Consider the following 16,407-nt stretch of genomic DNA (forward strand, 5'->3'; position numbering starts at 1 on the left):
AACATGTGTATTAAAACGAATAATAGGTGAGCGCATATTCCATCAAAAAAGAACGCACCTGTTCCTGGCTCATAGGTGAATTCCCGCCATTCTCCAGATTGAAGATCAGATTGTCTAGGCATTTTAGAAGAAAATGAGCACGGACCTCTCCCCACAGACTTTGGTGCTCGCTGATGTAATGGATAGCTCGCTTCGGTTCCAACCCTTTTAACCCTGCGAATACCGAAGCCCATTTGACCAGATCGGCAGGCTCTGAACCTCGCGGTAAATTGAATTCTGCAAATCCGTGAATACCTCCACACGAAATTTTGAACAAGCCGCAGTAGCCGCCTGAATGTTCATGAGGGAGTAACGGCAGCTTTCGCATATCGTACCGAATGATTTCCATGGAAGTAATCTTCGTTTCATGGTTTATGGTAATTTGATTTATAAGTTCACAGCTCGGAAACACGCCACCAACCTCCATCGAATGAATGCGACTTTATGTTCTTCAACCTTTGGTTTATGTTACGGCTGAGTGACGATGAAGTAAAATGTTGGGGATCTTTTATTTACCGCATTTAAGTGCTTCCGGGTGAACATTTCCGTGATGTAAGCGATTAAATCGGGTTCAGTCTGCTATTTTTGCTGATTACATCCGTTTATTTCATTGGGGCATTTCCTCCACGGTAAACGGAAGCTAGAGGAAGCCAGCTGTAGATTAGGGTTAAAAAGAACTTGAGATTCGCCAGAATTGGTTGATTTACGCAGTAAATCGTTCCCTTACGGCCTTGCAGCCCTGCAAGTACAGGACTATGATTCGCTCATACCGTGCCAGAGGATATTTATTCTTGCTGGCTTGGAGACGAAGGTGAGGGAGTACGATGGTGGAAGACGCTGTAATGTTAGTTTCAACGGGACAGAGCTCAGCAGGAATGGAGTTTGTTCGTTTATTGCTGAAGAGGGGGATGGATGTAATCGTGCTTGTCCACAATGCAGAAGAGGAACAGCAGCTGACTGAATTGATCGGTAAACTCTCTGTGTATCGCCTTTATCACTCTGGTTCGGCAGACAAGACGCCCATTGCTTTAGATTGGGCGGTGAAACATGCCTTTGTATTTGAAAGAAATCTGCCAGAGTGCTGTCAGGACATTCAATTATGCCATAGCTGGTGCCCGCAGCGGCTTTATGTAGTTACAAGCAGCCTGAATCCGGTGCAGCTGGTATACCGCGGGTTGGGAGCCTCATATGTCATACACAGCCGAAGCGGTGATATATCGTTTGTTTTATGATGGGACGGTCATGCAAAAATAACAAGCGGTGATCTCGAATAATGAGATGACCGCTTGACATATGTTCAGCACTACAATCCTGCTTGGCGCTTCAGCCGTTCTGCAATCTGTAACAGATCTTCCGCAGAGACGCCAGGGGCGAATTCTTCCGGCAGGTCAGGCAGATCGGGAATAGCACCACTGTGTCCGGGCAGTCCTGCAAATGCCTCCAGTTTTCCGCCATCTGTCGGATGTGTGCCTTTCCAGATTTGGGCGATATTCTGGTAGTCCTTGTCACTAAAGGTGTATAGCCTGCGATGTTCGCCCATGGCTTCCCATTTCCGGGTCGTGTCAAACACCTTATTGTCCAGGCGGGGAATAGGGAACATCTTGGTCACATCAACGCCGGTTGCAATCTGCAGCGCTTTGGCATAGGCTAGAATATGTACGCCGCCACGGACGAGCAAATAACCGGTCATCTCTCTCGCAGTTGGATGATCCGTCATCTCGTACACTCTCATCTTGTGAGTACGTGCGCCGCATTCGAGGAAAAAATTATGCAGCAGGTCGAAGATCAAATTGCCGCTGTTCACGACATAGGAGCCGTTCCAGGGTCTGCCCATGGAATCAAAAGGGAGCGCGGTCTGAGCCGATTCAATGAAATGGGAAGTAATACGGGCATCCTTACCTGTACGAAGCGGGGTAGTATCAGGGTCTCCCGGAGCAGTAGTGCCAACCAGCATCAGATTAATCGTATTGGCGACAAGCTCCACATGACCGAATTCTTCAGCCGTAATACTTGCCACAATGTCATAAAAGGCACGCAGCTTTTTTTTGCCCCGGAAGTTGAAGGACTGGAACATGTAGTTATTTAACGTGGACATCTCGCCGAACTTTCCACCAAGCAGTTCCTGGACTGCGCTTGCTCCATTGGGATCCGGGTTATTGGAGATCGGCAGTTCAATTGCAAGGCGGTCTACCCGTTTAAACATGATTTTGCCTCCTCAAGCCAAATTACTGTAAAGGTATGAGGCATGACTTGTACGTTATTCGGACTTTGGTCAAAACAAAAACGTTCTGCCAGAGCTTTGCTCTGAACAGAACGTTCGCATTTGCAACTTAAGACGTTTGACCAACGACACTGGTACCGTTCTTCGTTATTGTGTAGGTGAGCACCTCGCCACTCCAGAAGTGGAATTTGAGAATAACCTCACCATCATTCGTTTCGTTGAAGAAGTTTGGTTTGAGTTCAATGACATTGCGGCTGTAATCCGGGCTAAAGGTGTAGGAGAACTCCTTGAAAGAAGTCCAGTTTTGCGGACCGGCGTTACCTCCGGTGGCATAAGTTGCTTCCATGGTAGCCAGCTGGTTTCCGTTAAACGTGGTTGGAATTGCAAAAGAATCGGTAGTTCCTGTAACATCGCTCAGCACAGGTGTATCATACGTAATGATATTCAGGTGCCAGTCGGCGCCTTTGTTGAATTTCGCTGTAAGCTTCGCATTGACACCAAGATTGCCGGAAGCGGTCAGTTTGCTTAACAGACTGGATTTAAGGGTCAGCACGTCATCCTTAATTGTGTAATCCTTGCCTTTAGACAGTTTCTTGTTACCGTTAGCCAGGGATTTGAAGGTGTTTCCATTCAGATTCAATCGGATCGTTTGATCTTGAACGGCTGCTCCTTTTTTGAGTTGGACCAGATCGGATTCGGCTGTGGACGAACGACCTTTCCAGCTCGCTTTCATCGTGTTATAGAGATCAGGGTCAGACCAAGTATAGTTTGTACGACTGAAATGCTGACCGTTATCCCACAGCATGGTGGTCATCTTCTTTTGACGCAGATACTGTCCAACGAATTCGAAGAATTTCAGTTTCTCACCTTGTTCGATGACACCCGTATGCTGATCGAAGCCCAGCAAGCCATATTCACCAATAATAACTGGTATACCTTTGGCTACAAAAGCGTTGTATACACGATCGAATGTATCCGTGATGTCTTTTTGTACTTCTTCATTAAACTTGGTAAAACCAGCGATGTTCACACTAAATGGCCAGAAGCCATAATAGTGAACTGTCGCAATAATGTTTGGATCGTTTAATTTCGTGATCGTCTCATTTAATGCATCCAGATCGGCTTGTGCGGATGAGGTGTGCATCGTCGGGAGTACGAGTGGACGTGTCTTGTTGTTTCCGCCAGAAGACCTTACAATTTGATGAAAAGAAGTATTAAGCTCATCGAGCATACGGTACCCGACTGCGGCATCTGTTGTTCCGCCTTCAGTGAAACGGGGCTCGTTAATACTTTCGAACATCAGCTTGGAAGGAGCATTTTTAAATTGGTTCGCAATCTGGGTCCATACGGAATTATAGCGTGCTAGCACAGGGTCATGATCCTTCTCCATGTAACTGACCCATCGCCAGGAATCGTGGTGGATATTAAGCATGACATAGAGATTGGCATCGAGTGCCCAACCCACAACTTCCTGTACACGGTTCATGTAGGCGGGATCAATGGTGTAGTCGGGTGCGTCGCCGATGTGGGCTTCCCAGGTCACAGGAATGCGAATGCTCTTATAACCTTGCTTTGCAATCTGCTTGATCAGTTCCTTGGTAATCCGCGGGTTACCCCAGGCTGTCTCGTCTTCGCCCACAGCGTCGAGCGAATTACCCAAATTCCAGCCTGGTTCCATGGCGCTGACGTAGGATTGGATTTTGGTTGGGGCAGCAGGCTTACTTGGCTTGCCTTTGTGATCAGGAGCTGCAGAGGCCATGGCAGAAGAGAACAGAGACAGAATCAGGGCGGTAACTAGTGTGAGTGATAGAACATTTTTACGATTTTTCTTCATTAACAGTGTCTCCTTCATGCTTGGAATAGTTGAACTGATGAATTATGCTTGCTCAGATGGAGAAAAGCTCAGTTATAAAACAGTCCAGACAGGATTTACGAAGGAAGGATCACCTCCAAAATTTGTATTGAAAGCGTTTTCGTAGATGTTAATATAACATAGAATAAAAGAAGCGAGTACCCTCATAATTGGAACAGAAATCAGTTGTAAATTAGTGATCCGTCTCGCGATAATAGGATGGATAAACTGTTCGTATATGAAAGCATGAGTTTTCGAAGAGAAGCGGGCTTTAATGTGTAGATATGTTCTATGCAATGAGAAATATGTTTCTATGACTGGAGTGCAGGGTTCTTTAAAATGAAGATATCGTTAGCAAAATCAGCCATCCAGCTGCATGAACAGGGTGATATAATAAGTTCACCAGAGGGCAGCAAAAGGAGTCGGTTCATATGCGGAAGTGGCTGGGATGGATGATCCCCCACAAGCTCAAATACCGTTTGTTTGCAGGGTTCGCGCTTGTCATTCTGCTTCCATTCAGTATTCTCAATCTGTACAACTACGAAAAAATTGAATCGCTTGTGCAGCAGAAGATTAGTGAACAGAGTCATGAACAGCTGGATAATCTCCACCAGTCGCTGGAAGATCAGCTCAGTATCGCTTTCAAAACATTGATCTTTCTGGAACAGGACTCTGAAGTTCGCCGAATTCTTCAAAATCCTGGCGAGCACAATGTGCTGGATAACAAGGAGCGTATGGAGGACAAATTCAAGGGTTTGAATAACAGCTTTTTTCTCTACAATCCATCGGTTTATTTTACGCTGCTTGATGAAGACGGGAATATCTACACCTCATATCAGCCCAAGGTCCCGCTAGATTATGAAACTGTTGCCTCGGATCGTTCCTTTTTGGCCCTTCAGGACAGCGGAACCTCATATGTATGGACATCGAATGATGAGAATTACGTATCTCGTGATGTGACCAGGAGCCCGACCCTGTTATCTCTTTACGCCAAATTACGTGACCGGAATAACAATACATACGGACTGGCAAGAATCAGCATTGATTTCTCCTACTGGTTTCAGTCTGTATTGCAGAAGTCCGAGAGTGACCAGCTCTATTTTATCATGACCCGCCAGGGCGAAGTGATTGCTCGTTCCAATTCCGAGTCTAAGCTGTCCGATGAAGTTATTCGTGAGGTTTCCCGCGAGCCGAGTAATGGATACTGGACTGACAAGTCCAGTGAGTCACTCATTAACTATAGTTATCTGCCTTCACTGGATTGGTATATGATAAACCGCATTCCCTTACAATTGCTGTTTGGTGAGATTGAAAGCCTGAAGAAGCATTATTTCGCAACGTTCTATGCCATTACGGCGCTTTTTATTGCTATTGCTTTCATGATTGCTTACACATTTACAAGGCCATTATCCCGTCTACAGGTCAAGATGAAAGAAGCGGTTGGCAAGGATCTCCGCATTCGGCTGCCAGAGGAGAATCACCGGGGAGAGGTGCTGGATCTTACACGGACCTTCAATACGATGATGGTAGACATGAACCGACTGGTTCAACAGCTTCGTGCCGAAGAAAGGCAGAAGGATGCCGTCCATTTTCAGATGCTTCTAGCTCAGATGAATCCACATTTTCTGCTGAATACGCTCAATACACTGAAATGGATTGGCCTGCGGAACGGGAACGAAGAAACGGTGGAAATATGTCTTTCACTCGGTAAACTGCTGGAAACCAGCCTTAATTCAGATGTGGATCTCATTCTCCTACGTGATGAAATGGATCTGACGCGAGCTTTTCTGTATATCCAACAAGTCAGATATGGAAATGTGTTTGATATAGAGTTCAGTTATGACGAAGAGCTGCTGTATGCCCTGGTTCCCAAGCTCAGTCTGCAGCCTTTGATTGACAATGCGATTCGCCACGGGATTGGCAATATGGCAGAGGGAGGCCGGATACAGATCCGGATGTTTAGAAATGCAGTTGTGCCTGATCGTTTGACGCTGGAGGTCGAGGATAACGGGGTGGGAATGGATCATTCGAAGAATAACAGGGAGCAGGGTCGTCAGAGACCGAGTATTGGGCTGCAGAATATCAGGGAACGGCTAAGACTTCTATTCAAGGACAAAGGCGAGCTCGAGGTGATCTCGTTGGAACAGGGGACATTGTGCCGGATTCATCTGCCTGTTTTGCTGTCCGAACCATATGCGAACCAAAACCTGGGCAACAAGAATGACGAGGATTAACGGAATGGAGGGACTACGATGTGGAAAGTATTACTGGTGGAAGATGAGACATTCGTCCGGGAGTCCGTGAAGGAGATCATTCGTTGGGAGGACATGGGGTTCACGCTAGCCGGAGAAGCAAGCAATGGATTGGAAGCGTTACCAATGATTAAGCAGGACCCTCCGGATCTTGTTCTGTGTGACATTGTCATGCCGCAGATGGACGGACTAATGTTACTTCAGGAAACAAGGAAGGCTTGCATCCAATCCAAATTTGTCATGCTGACATGTATGGGCGATTTTGAATCCATGCGGCAGGCCATGGAATACGGAGCTTCCAATTACATTCTGAAGTTGTCGATGAGTGTGAAGGATTTGCGCGAAACTCTCGTTAAGGTAAGCAAGGAATTATCGAATAACGGAGTGCCACAAGAGCGCGCCATTCGTCCCGCATCCACAGCGCCCAAGGAGAAAATTACGCATCCGGAAGTGAATAAGATCATCCAATACATTGAACAGCATTATGATCAGGATATTACACTGAAGTTCCTCGCACGTTACGTCATGATGGGGGAAAACTACGTGAGTGCCCTGTTTAAAAAGAAGACCGGGGAGACGCTGATTCATTATTTGCATCGAACACGTATTAACAAAGCGATCGAGTATCTAACGGATACCGATTGGCCTGTGAACCAGATTGGCCACCAGGTCGGTTTTATGAACGATAATTATTTTATCAAAATCTTTAAACGAATGACGGGTACAACCCCGAGTCAGTATCGTCATCAGAAATAGAACAAAATAATTTGACTGAAGGATGATAACGGTTTCAAATGTGTATTTCTGTTCCATGGCAATCATGATTCTGTTACTTACGACCATTCTCACTCATTTGCTATCCTTAAGTTGCAAACTTCAATCCAGAATTTACGAGGGGGTCGTCTCTTGGTGAGAAAAAAAGGCTTGGTTGCACGAATGGTATCACTTGTCCTTGTTGTGGGCATGATCGCAGGTTGTTCCAATGATTCAGGTTCCAATGCTCAGACCGGTTCGTCTGACAATTCGGGTGATACAGTCAAACTGAAAATGTGGGGAGGCGTACCGCCTGAAGCGGGGCCGCAGGCAGTCATCGATGTGTGGAACAAGGAGCATCCCGAAACACAGATTGAATATGTGCGTTATGTGAATGATGATGAAGGCAATCTTAAACTGGATACGGCCATCATGACAGGTCAGGATGTGGATTTATTTGTGAACTATACGATTTCCCATACGGCCAAGAGGGTGGCATCCGGTGCTGCGGCTGACCTGAGTTCCTTCACCGACTACAACATTGACGAGAAAATGGGTCCTGATGCGGAGGGCTGGAAAATTGACGGAAAGTATTATGGTGTCCCTACCACGAAGAGCACCTATTTCGTGGCACTGAACAAGGAAGCACTCGATGCGGCCAATCTGCCTGTTCCGAAGGACTGGACCTGGGATGAGATGAGAGAATATGCGAAAAAGCTAAAAAAGGATAGTGGATATGGGTTCATTCAAAACACAGAACCTTTCGTTGATTCAATGGATTCCGTCCTGTCGCAGGAAGGGTATACCAAGGCAGACGGAACGTCCAACCTGGATCATCCCATGGTAAGAAAGTGGTTGGAAACCCTGAATGCCATGATGGCTGAGGATAAAACGACACCGCCGCTCGGAGAGCAGCTGACGTCGAAAATGCCTGTGGAGCAGATGTTTCTGAGCGGGGAAGTACCTATGCTTAACATTGGGGCATGGCTTCTCCGCAGCTCTAACAATTTTACCGATTACCCGCGGGATTTCACCATCGCCTTCGCACCGGTACCGCGTTTGTCTGAAGATAAGGAAGGCTATGTCATGCGAGGTGGACTGGGAGATTACATCTCCATTAATGCCAAATCGAAACATCAGGAAGCAGCCTGGGAATTTCTGAAGTGGTATGCGGATGGCGGCATGGCCCCAATGGCTGAGGGAGGACGATTCCCAGCTTCCAAGGATGCAGATCAGGATAAGGCGCTGGAGAGCATGCTAGGAGACAAGAAAGATACGTATGATCTGGAGTCACTCATGTATGTCATGTTTGATTATCAAACGCTAACCTATGTCCGGACTGTGCCTCAGGAAGTAGTGGATTTGCGAGCGCAGGAGTACGAAAAGTATTTTCTGGGCGTACAGGATCTGGATACAACGATCTCCGCTATGGTTTCCAGACATAATGATTATCTCAAGACGGCCAAATAAAAAGAGCAACATAATTCGTGTACTCCAAAAGGTTGAAATATCGAGACTGCTCCAGATTTATGGTGGCAGTCTCTTTGTTTTGACAGCAGATGGATAGGCATTCGCAGAATAGAACAAATTGATGTTTATGAATGATCGGACCGCCTGTGGCAAAGCATTTTTTGCATCATTCTGTTTTATGAACAAGGTGGATTTGTTACTTATGGGAACATTGCCGGGTTGGTAGACTTGGGTTATCCCTGGAAGAAACGAGGCGAAGAACAATGCATAACAACTGGATGAGAAGACAGCGCATGCTGGGATATATTTTTGTCGGTCCAAACATGCTGGGAGTTCTGCTTTTTTTCCTGATCCCGGCCATCTACTCTTTTGGTCTCATGTTTACGGATTACAAATTTATGAACCCAGATATGACGTTTATAGGCTTGGACAATATCAAGCGATTGATGAAAGACCCGCTGTTCTTTCTATCCTTGCGTAATACCCTGATATTTTTGCTCGCCGTACCTGTCTCGATTGTGCTTGGTTTTATTGTAGCCGTCATCCTGAATCAAAAGATTTATCTGAAAAAGCTGCTGCGCGGGTTGTACTTTATGCCTTATATCACGAGCGGAGTAGCTGTGGCATTTGTCTGGATGCTGCTGTTTCAGCCGAATCAGGGACCAATCAACGGTTTCTTGCGCAGTATTGGTGTAGATAACCCACCGGGATGGCTCTCCACGACAACCTCCTCCATGTACGCCATCGATATCATCTGGATCTGGTTTATGCTTGGCTACAACATGATTATTTACCTTGCTGCCTTACAGGAAGTGTCATCTGAGCTGCTCGAAGCAGCCAAGATCGATGGAGCCAGGCCGCTTCAGATTTTGCGCAGAATCATATGGCCTCTGGTAAGTCCAACCACATTTCTACTGCTAATTACCGGACTGATCATGGCTATCAAAACGTTCGGAATCATTCAGGCCACAACACAGGGGGGACCTGGGAATAGTACAACCATCCTGTCTCTGTATGTATACCAGAATGCGTTCCGTTATTATGACATGGGATACGCCGCTACGGTCTCCTGGGCACTGTTCGCCATTATTCTGCTGGTTACTGTTCTTCAGTGGGTAGGGCAAAAACGCTGGGTCCATTACTAATCTAAAAAGGGGGACAGGAAGTATGGAACTCAAAAAACGTCTATCCATTGTGCAGCCTGGCAGTTTGCTCATCACCATCATTATGCTGGCACTGGCTATTGTCATGATTATTCCTTTTCTTTGGATGATAAGCACATCTCTAAAGACGCCTATGGAAGTTTTCAAATATCCCATTGAGTGGATTCCATCCAATCTGACCTGGGAGCATCATCAAAAAGTATGGTCCGGTGCCAAAAGCTTCGGTACGTATTATTTGAATTCACTCAAGATATCCATCATTGGCATGGTAGGCGCAACATTTCTTTCCGCTTTTGCAGCATACGGATTCGCCCGGATTGATTTCAAGGGTCGGAATGCACTGTTTCTGCTCTATCTGTCGATGATGATGATTCCGCCGCAAGTGCTCTTCGTTCCGAAGTTCATCATGTTTGAGTGGGCGGGAATCTATAATACACATCTGGCATTGATTCTGCCTGGTTTGTTCACCATTTTCGGCGTGTTCATGCTTCGTCAGTTCTTCCTGTCCATTCCGAATGAAATATCCGAGTCAGCCTTTATTGATGGAGCGGGACATTTCCGCATATTCTTCCGCCTGATCTTGCCACTTGCCAAGCCGGCACTGGCCACACTGGCCATTATTGATTTTTCCTGGCAGTGGAACGACTATGAGAATGCACTTGTGTTTCTGATCGACGAGAAACTGTATACGGTACCTCTGGGACTGCAAAATTTCATATTGGAAAATACGGTGGATTATAATGGCATGATGGCTGCTGCTTCAGCGGGGATTATCCCCATGATCATTGTATTTGCTATAGGGCAGCGTTACATCATTCAGGGGTTGACCAATTCTGCCGTGAAAGGGTGATGAACATGAGAACAGAACAGATTACCAGTGACATTACCATTGTCGGGGCCGGGCTCTCAGGCATCTGTGCTGCCATCGCAGCGGCGAGATTGGGAAGTACGGTGGCCCTAATTAATAACCGGCCTGTGCTTGGCGGTAATTCAAGCAGTGAAGTAAGGGTATGGGTTTGCGGAGCAACAGCACACGGAACGAATCGGTATGCCCGGGAGACGGGCATCATGGGAGAGCTGTTCCTGGAGAACCAGTACCGCAATCCGGAAGGCAATCCCTATTTGTGGGATCTGGTCCTTTTGGAAGCCGTTCGAGCGGAAGAACGGATCAGCCTGTTTCTGAATACGGATGTACACGAGGTGGAAGCAGAAGGAACGGAGGAAGACCGCCATATTCGATCGGTGACGGGGTGGATGATGGGATCGGAACGGCGCATTCGCTTTGAAAGTCCGGTGTTTCTTGATTGTTCAGGAGACGGCTTAGTCGGATTTCTGGCTGGAGCCCGCTATCGTCTGGGACGTGAGGCGGCACATGAATATGAAGAAGAGTGGGCACCTGAGACGGCTGATCAGATAACACTGGGAAGTACGCTGCTATTTTACACACAAGATGCCGGTAGACCTGTTCGTTTCGTGCCTCCGTCCTTTGCCAAAAACATTGAGGAAACGCCCATTCCAATCAAACGTGTCATTCGCAGCGGTGATTCAGGCTGTCATTATTGGTGGATCGAATGGGGAGGGGAACTGGACACGGTTCATGAGAATGAACGGATCCGGGATGAACTCTGGTCGGTCATTTATGGCATCTGGGATTATATTAAAAATTCAGGGCAGTTTGATGCAGAAACGATGACACTGGAGTGGGTGGGGTCCATTCCGGGGAAACGAGAATACAGACGTTTTATGGGAGATTATGTACTCAACCAAAATGATATTCTAGCTCAGGAGCCTTTTGCCGACCGGATTGCTTTTGGCGGGTGGTCCATTGATCTGCATCCACCGCAGGGCATGTACGCCGAAGCCAGCGGTTCCAAGCATATGCATGCCGATGGCATCTATCATATTCCTTATCGCTCACTTTATTCGGCGAATGTGTCGAACCTGCTCTTTGCGGGAAGAAATGTAAGTGCTTCACATGTGGCCTTCGGTACGACAAGAGTTATGGCAACCTGTGCGGTGATGGGTGAAGCTGCCGGGACTGCTGCTGCGCTCTGTGCAGCCAAGGGGGTATCCCCGCGATTGATCCATAACCAGCATCTGAAGGAATTGCAGCAAACGCTGCTGCGACAGGATGCATCGGTCATCGGATTGCGAAATGAAGACAGGCAGGACCTTGCCCCTAAGGCTGTAGTAACTGCTTCAACAGCGTGTATGACCATTGCAATTGATCAACCGGCAGCGTCCTATCGATTGGAGAGAGATATCGGAATTCTTTTTCCCGTTGATCCTTCGCTTCAGGGGATGGAGCTACTGGTATCGGCAGAGGAAGATACAGAGCTCCAAGTAGAGCTCTGGGATACAGGTCGGGAAGAGAACTACGTTCCAGCAAAACAGATTGCCGAAAGGACCATTCGTGTAACTAAGGGTGAAGAGCAATGGATTCATGTCAGCATCCAATGGGAGCCTGCCCATTCGCAGAATGCATTTGTTGTTATCAGGCAGAATGATAGAATTAGACTCTATCAATCCAGTCAGCAAGTAACCGGTGTGTTGTCCTTTGAGAAGGGTGCTGCCCCACACGCGGTCGCTTCCCTTGAGGATCACGATGAGTCTCAGCCCGTTGTTGCCTGGAGCATGAAGGCACTGAACCGCAAACCATTTTGTTTTAAAATTACAGGAAAGACAGATACTTATCTGCCGGAAAAAGTAATCGATGGCTATAAACGCCCTTATGGCGGTCCTCATTCCTGGATGTCTCTACCTCTGTATGAGAACGAAAACGGTGAAGCCTGGGTGGAGTTGGAGTGGGAGCATGAGGTGTCTATCCGTGAGATTCTTCTTACATGGAATGATGATGTGAATGAAGATCTCATTAATCTGCATCATCACCGGACTCCGTTCGAGATCATTCCGGAGCTCGTAAAAGCGTACCGGATCGAGGCAGAGGTGGAAGGCAAACGGGTTCTGGTTGAATCCGTGAAGGATAATCGTAAACGAACGAACCGAATGGATTTGAAGGATAGTCTATCAACTAAAACGTTACGTATCGTAATTGAGGAGACCAACGGTGCACCTTGTGCCGAGCTGATTGAAGTCCGTGTATATTCCTAAAAAAGGCAGCGCCATCGGCGCTGCCCTTCCATTTTATATTTGTTTTGAATTGAATGGGTTTAAGCAGATTCGCTAACTGGTCGTTAGAGCTGGGGAGCAAGAATCACCTTCATGATTCAATCATTAGCAAAGTTCCTCATTATATTTAAAAGTCGTTTCCAGCGTGAATGTAAGTACCTTCATGCACGCGGAAACGACTTTTTGACTTGAGCATTTTTTAGATTATGTCTTCCTTAGGATTCTGCCTTCATAATGGTCGAATTCAGATTACCTGTCAGTCGCTGCGGTGGGAATACCATACGAACTGGGGCGATAATGATCGCAGCAAAGATTGCTTTGATCAGATCTCCGATAATGTAAGGATAGAAACCTTGAATCATGGCTTCCGGAAGAGACATTTTATAGGCATAAGCCAGCCAAGGTACGCCCGAAACATAGATCAGCAGCGATCCGAACAGTTCAAACACGACAAATGCCAGTACATAACCGCCGATCCCTTTCAGCTTGATTCGTGCCAGCAATAATCCAATGAGCAGGGCGGCGAAAGGCCACATCATGACGTATCCGCCTGTTGGACCGAGGAGTACGGCGAGGCCGCCGGCCCCGTGCAGAAGTGGGAACCCGAGAGCAGTCAAAATAACGACAAGAGCAATACTCAGAAAACCGTATAACGGGCCCAGTAATCCTCCCGCCAGCATGACGGCAAGTGTCTGCAGCGTAATAGGGACGGGTGAGAAACCGATGGGAATACTTATGTAACCAAAAAGAACAAGTATAGCTGCCATGAGTGCACTAAATACAATACCCCGCAAAGATAATTTCATGATTGAACAATCCTTTCGATTTTGGTAATCTTATTGTTAACCAAAACAGGAAACGGTGGTTAACGATTTGGATCGTACCACAAAAGAAGCAAAAGGGAAAGGACCAAATTTCGATGCAGGACGTTATACCTTTAATTACACTGGAACAAGTGCGAGTTCATTATGCGGCCGAATCCGGCCAGGTTCGCAAGGCAGTCGATGGGGTTTCCCTGAACGTATATCCCGGAGAATGGATCAGCATTGTGGGAGCCAATGGCAGCGGGAAAAGTACACTGGCCGCAGTGCTGATCGGCTTCACACAACTATCAGGCGGAACAAGACAGGCCGCTCCTGAGCTTGCCGTTCGCGGAGTGCTTCAGCAGCCTGATGCGCAGGTGCTTGGAGATACGATTGAGGAAGAGTTTCATTTCAGTCTATCGCCGTTCGTTGATTCAGTAGAGGAACAATTACGGCGTAGAGAAGACGCTTTACATATGGTTGGCCTTCAATATTCCCCGGACACATCCATATCTCGTTTGTCTGGCGGTCAAAAGCAGCTGCTCAATATTGCGGTAGCCCTGGCCTCGAAGCCGGATGTTCTTGTCCTGGATGAACCTACAGCCATGCTGGATCCGGGAGCGAGAGAGCGGATAGAATCCATTGTGGAATCTGTCGTCCGGCAAGGAACCGCAGTTGTCTGGATAACGCATCACCTGGAAGAAGCAACTCTAAGTAATCGGATTATGGCTATGGAACAAGGACAATGTGTATATGATGGGGTACCATCGTCATTTTTCTATGGAAGTACGCTCGAGACTCCCCCGGTAACCATGGCTGAGGAACGTACACCCTGTGAGCGACTGAGACTGGACCCACCCTTTACAGTAAAAACAGCTCTCCTTCTCAAACAGCAAGGTTTTTTGAATCAAGCCGCCACACCACTCCGGCCAGAACAACTGGTGGAGGAGGCTGCCCGATGACTATTGAACTGGATCACCTAACCATAGAAGCGCCTGACTCCGGAACACGAGCGCTTTTGCAGGACATGTCCATCCAGTTTAACAGCGGTGAAATAACCCTGTTATTAGGCTGCACAGGATCCGGTAAAACCACTTTATTGCAGACCATAGCAGGTCTCAAACCACCAAGTGCTGGTCACATTGCATTGAACGGTGAACCATTCTGGCAAAATGGGAAGGTACCGCGGTCTATTTTGCTGCAGATGGGATTGGTGTTCCAGTTTCCCGAGCAGCAGCTATTTGCCCGAAGCATTCAACGGGAATTCTCGTACTCGCTTCGCCCGTTCCCACTATCGGATGAACAAAAGAAATCCCAGATGACCGAGTCGCTTGTACAATGGGATCCGCCAACGGATCCAGATGAGATGAAACAGCGCTTCAATCCGGATAGATCTCCTTTTGCGCTGAGCGGGGGTGAACGAAGAAGGCTCGGCCTCGCACTCGGGACGGCAACGAAGCCTGAGTGGCTTCTGCTTGATGAACCCAGCGCTGGATTGGAAGCGCAGAGCGTTTTGCTTCTGCTTGACGTGCTTAAACGGCACCGGAATGTAGGTAAGGGAGCCATTGTGGCCACGCACGACCTGGATACATTTTTGCCGATTGCGGATCGTGTTCTTTTGCTGCGAGAAGGACGGTTGATTGCGGATCTTACACCGAGAGAACTTCATATGCATCCCGAACTGCTGGAAGAGGCGGAGATCGGGTTGCCGCCTTCCATGCGACTTGCCCAGCAGTTGAGAGTGGCTGGTATGGACTTGCCCACTGCAATGACACCTGAAGAGATGGCTGCAAGTATAGCTCAGACTTCTTTCCAGGCTTCGAATGAGCTTCGTCAGCAGGGAGAACAGTCCAGGAGTGTGCCAGGGACAAGTGAAGCGAGCCAGCAAGAGTTAGCAAAAATGGAGCATTCCATTGAAGCTCAAGAGGCAACTCCACCCAATGGCCTTTACCGTAACATGGACCCGCGTCTTAAATGGCTACTGTATATTCTGCTCGTAACGGCAGCAATGCTGCAGCACCGCTGGATTGGGTTATCCCTCACACTGATACCAGTCGTTTTGGCGCTTAGTATATTGCCCCGTCAGACTCTGGCAGGCTGCGTGAAGTTAATGAAGCCCTTATTGCTGTTCTTCATTATATCTACAGCGTTATCTGGAACCACGCTTGCTACAGAGGGAGGGAGTCTACGCTTCGGTTTTTCCTTGCTGCAGGCGGAGGCAACACTCCTGAATGTATTTCGTCTGTTTATCGTTACTTTGGCGAGTCTCTGGTTTTCGCTAACCACGCCTTATGGCCGAATGGTAGAAGGGTTAAACTGGGTGCTGAGCATTGGTAAAAAAATTAGGCTGCCTGTTGCTTCGTTTGCACTTGCCGTTTCATTGATCTTCCGGTTTATCCCGATGATCTGGAGCGAGTGGCAGCGCTTCTCGCTTATCGTTCGATCACGCGGTAAAGCTGCCCTGAAACCCAATACGGTTCGGGTCCGGGACATCGGACCGATGGTTATCCCCTTATTAATGTCGTTATTGCAGAGAGCGGAAGATATGACGATTGCCATGGAGATGCGGAAAGTGCGGGAAAATCCGATGCTTGGCGTACGTTCTACCCTGTTGGTATGGTCCAAAAGGGATACAATCATCTGTTGTATTGGACTTATTGTATTTGTTTTGTTTATATCGATACGTAAGTGATGACGAGAGAGCACAGCGCAGATTCATTCTGTG

13 protein-coding genes are annotated in these 16,407 nt (G+C 47.5%); 9 read left to right on the top strand and 4 right to left on the bottom strand.

The annotated features are described in order from the left end of the window. Window positions 1-10: 10 nt before the first annotated feature. Window positions 11-388, bottom strand: a complete 378-nt coding sequence (locus tag AC3RCI_RS12825) for a hypothetical protein (protein WP_492529307.1) — start codon at window positions 386-388, stop codon at window positions 11-13. A gap of 493 nt (window positions 389-881) precedes the next feature. On the opposite strand from AC3RCI_RS12825, the gene AC3RCI_RS12830 reads away from it, so the two are divergent. Further along, window positions 882-1,271 carry a hypothetical protein gene (locus AC3RCI_RS12830; protein ID WP_492529309.1) on the top strand — a complete coding sequence of 130 codons (390 nt, stop codon included), beginning with the start codon at window positions 882-884 and terminating at the stop codon, window positions 1,269-1,271. 71 nt (window positions 1,272-1,342) lie between these two features. On the opposite strand, the gene AC3RCI_RS12835 is transcribed toward AC3RCI_RS12830, so the two are convergent. Together AC3RCI_RS12835 and AC3RCI_RS12840 are read right to left on the bottom strand one after the other, a co-directional pair. After that, window positions 1,343-2,242: a manganese catalase family protein gene (locus AC3RCI_RS12835; protein ID WP_492529311.1), complete on the bottom strand. Its 900-nt coding sequence runs from the start codon at window positions 2,240-2,242 to the stop codon at window positions 1,343-1,345. A gap of 127 nt (window positions 2,243-2,369) precedes the next feature. Next, entirely contained in the window at window positions 2,370-4,094 is a 1,725-nt protein-coding gene (locus AC3RCI_RS12840) for a cellulase family glycosylhydrolase (protein WP_492529313.1), read from the bottom strand. Window positions 4,095-4,543: 449 nt separating this feature from the next. Between AC3RCI_RS12840 and AC3RCI_RS12845 the strand changes: the two genes are divergently transcribed. The 6 genes from AC3RCI_RS12845 (at window position 4,544) to AC3RCI_RS12870 (ending at window position 12,861) form a co-directional block, all read left to right on the top strand. Beyond that, window positions 4,544-6,346 carry a sensor histidine kinase gene (locus AC3RCI_RS12845; RefSeq protein WP_492529315.1) on the top strand — a complete coding sequence of 601 codons (1,803 nt, stop codon included), beginning with the start codon at window positions 4,544-4,546 and terminating at the stop codon, window positions 6,344-6,346. Between the two features lie 18 nt (window positions 6,347-6,364). Next, window positions 6,365-7,120 carry a response regulator transcription factor gene (locus AC3RCI_RS12850; RefSeq protein WP_492529317.1) on the top strand — a complete coding sequence of 252 codons (756 nt, stop codon included), beginning with the start codon at window positions 6,365-6,367 and terminating at the stop codon, window positions 7,118-7,120. A gap of 153 nt (window positions 7,121-7,273) precedes the next feature. Beyond that, complete coding sequence (locus AC3RCI_RS12855) at window positions 7,274-8,587, top strand: ABC transporter substrate-binding protein (RefSeq protein ID WP_492529890.1); 1,314 nt, start codon at window positions 7,274-7,276, stop codon at window positions 8,585-8,587. A gap of 263 nt (window positions 8,588-8,850) precedes the next feature. After that, the gene (locus AC3RCI_RS12860) at window positions 8,851-9,732 is read left to right on the top strand and encodes a carbohydrate ABC transporter permease (RefSeq protein WP_492529319.1); all 882 of its coding nucleotides are present in this window, start codon (window positions 8,851-8,853) and stop codon (window positions 9,730-9,732) included. A 22-nt stretch (window positions 9,733-9,754) separates the two neighbouring features. Further along, on the top strand, window positions 9,755-10,600 hold the full coding sequence (locus tag AC3RCI_RS12865; protein ID WP_492529321.1) for a carbohydrate ABC transporter permease: 846 nt from the start codon (window positions 9,755-9,757) through the stop codon (window positions 10,598-10,600). 5 nt (window positions 10,601-10,605) lie between these two features. Then, a complete protein-coding gene (locus AC3RCI_RS12870; protein WP_492529323.1) occupies window positions 10,606-12,861 on the top strand; it encodes an FAD-dependent oxidoreductase in 2,256 nt (751 codons plus the stop codon). Between the two features lie 233 nt (window positions 12,862-13,094). Here AC3RCI_RS12870 and AC3RCI_RS12875 read toward each other — a convergent pair whose 3' ends face one another. Next, complete coding sequence (locus AC3RCI_RS12875) at window positions 13,095-13,685, bottom strand: biotin transporter BioY (RefSeq protein WP_492529325.1); 591 nt, start codon at window positions 13,683-13,685, stop codon at window positions 13,095-13,097. A 113-nt stretch (window positions 13,686-13,798) separates the two neighbouring features. On the opposite strand from AC3RCI_RS12875, the gene AC3RCI_RS12880 reads away from it, so the two are divergent. Both AC3RCI_RS12880 and AC3RCI_RS12885 read left to right on the top strand, forming a co-directional pair. Next, window positions 13,799-14,644, top strand: a complete 846-nt coding sequence (locus AC3RCI_RS12880; protein WP_146239881.1) for an ATP-binding cassette domain-containing protein — start codon at window positions 13,799-13,801, stop codon at window positions 14,642-14,644. After that, on the top strand, window positions 14,641-16,374 hold the full coding sequence (locus AC3RCI_RS12885) for an ATP-binding cassette domain-containing protein (protein ID WP_492529327.1): 1,734 nt from the start codon (window positions 14,641-14,643) through the stop codon (window positions 16,372-16,374). The genes AC3RCI_RS12880 and AC3RCI_RS12885 overlap by 4 nt, the downstream gene beginning before the upstream one ends. Window positions 16,375-16,407: the final 33 nt, after the last annotated feature.

It is taken from the genome of Paenibacillus sp. MT124, from assembly GCF_058792755.1.

Coding starts and splice junctions, on each gene's coding strand:
- AC3RCI_RS12825 (WP_492529307.1), bottom strand. CDS start 388: ATGGAAATCATTCGGTACGATATGCGAAAGCTGCCGTTACTCCCTCAT.
- AC3RCI_RS12830 (WP_492529309.1), top strand. CDS start 882: ATGTTAGTTTCAACGGGACAGAGCTCAGCAGGAATGGAGTTTGTTCGT.
- AC3RCI_RS12835 (WP_492529311.1), bottom strand. CDS start 2,242: ATGTTTAAACGGGTAGACCGCCTTGCAATTGAACTGCCGATCTCCAAT.
- AC3RCI_RS12840 (WP_492529313.1), bottom strand. CDS start 4,094: ATGAAGAAAAATCGTAAAAATGTTCTATCACTCACACTAGTTACCGCC.
- AC3RCI_RS12845 (WP_492529315.1), top strand. CDS start 4,544: ATGCGGAAGTGGCTGGGATGGATGATCCCCCACAAGCTCAAATACCGT.
- AC3RCI_RS12850 (WP_492529317.1), top strand. CDS start 6,365: ATGTGGAAAGTATTACTGGTGGAAGATGAGACATTCGTCCGGGAGTCC.
- AC3RCI_RS12860 (WP_492529319.1), top strand. CDS start 8,851: ATGCATAACAACTGGATGAGAAGACAGCGCATGCTGGGATATATTTTT.
- AC3RCI_RS12865 (WP_492529321.1), top strand. CDS start 9,755: ATGGAACTCAAAAAACGTCTATCCATTGTGCAGCCTGGCAGTTTGCTC.
- AC3RCI_RS12870 (WP_492529323.1), top strand. CDS start 10,606: ATGAGAACAGAACAGATTACCAGTGACATTACCATTGTCGGGGCCGGG.
- AC3RCI_RS12875 (WP_492529325.1), bottom strand. CDS start 13,685: ATGAAATTATCTTTGCGGGGTATTGTATTTAGTGCACTCATGGCAGCT.
- AC3RCI_RS12880 (WP_146239881.1), top strand. CDS start 13,799: ATGCAGGACGTTATACCTTTAATTACACTGGAACAAGTGCGAGTTCAT.
- AC3RCI_RS12885 (WP_492529327.1), top strand. CDS start 14,641: ATGACTATTGAACTGGATCACCTAACCATAGAAGCGCCTGACTCCGGA.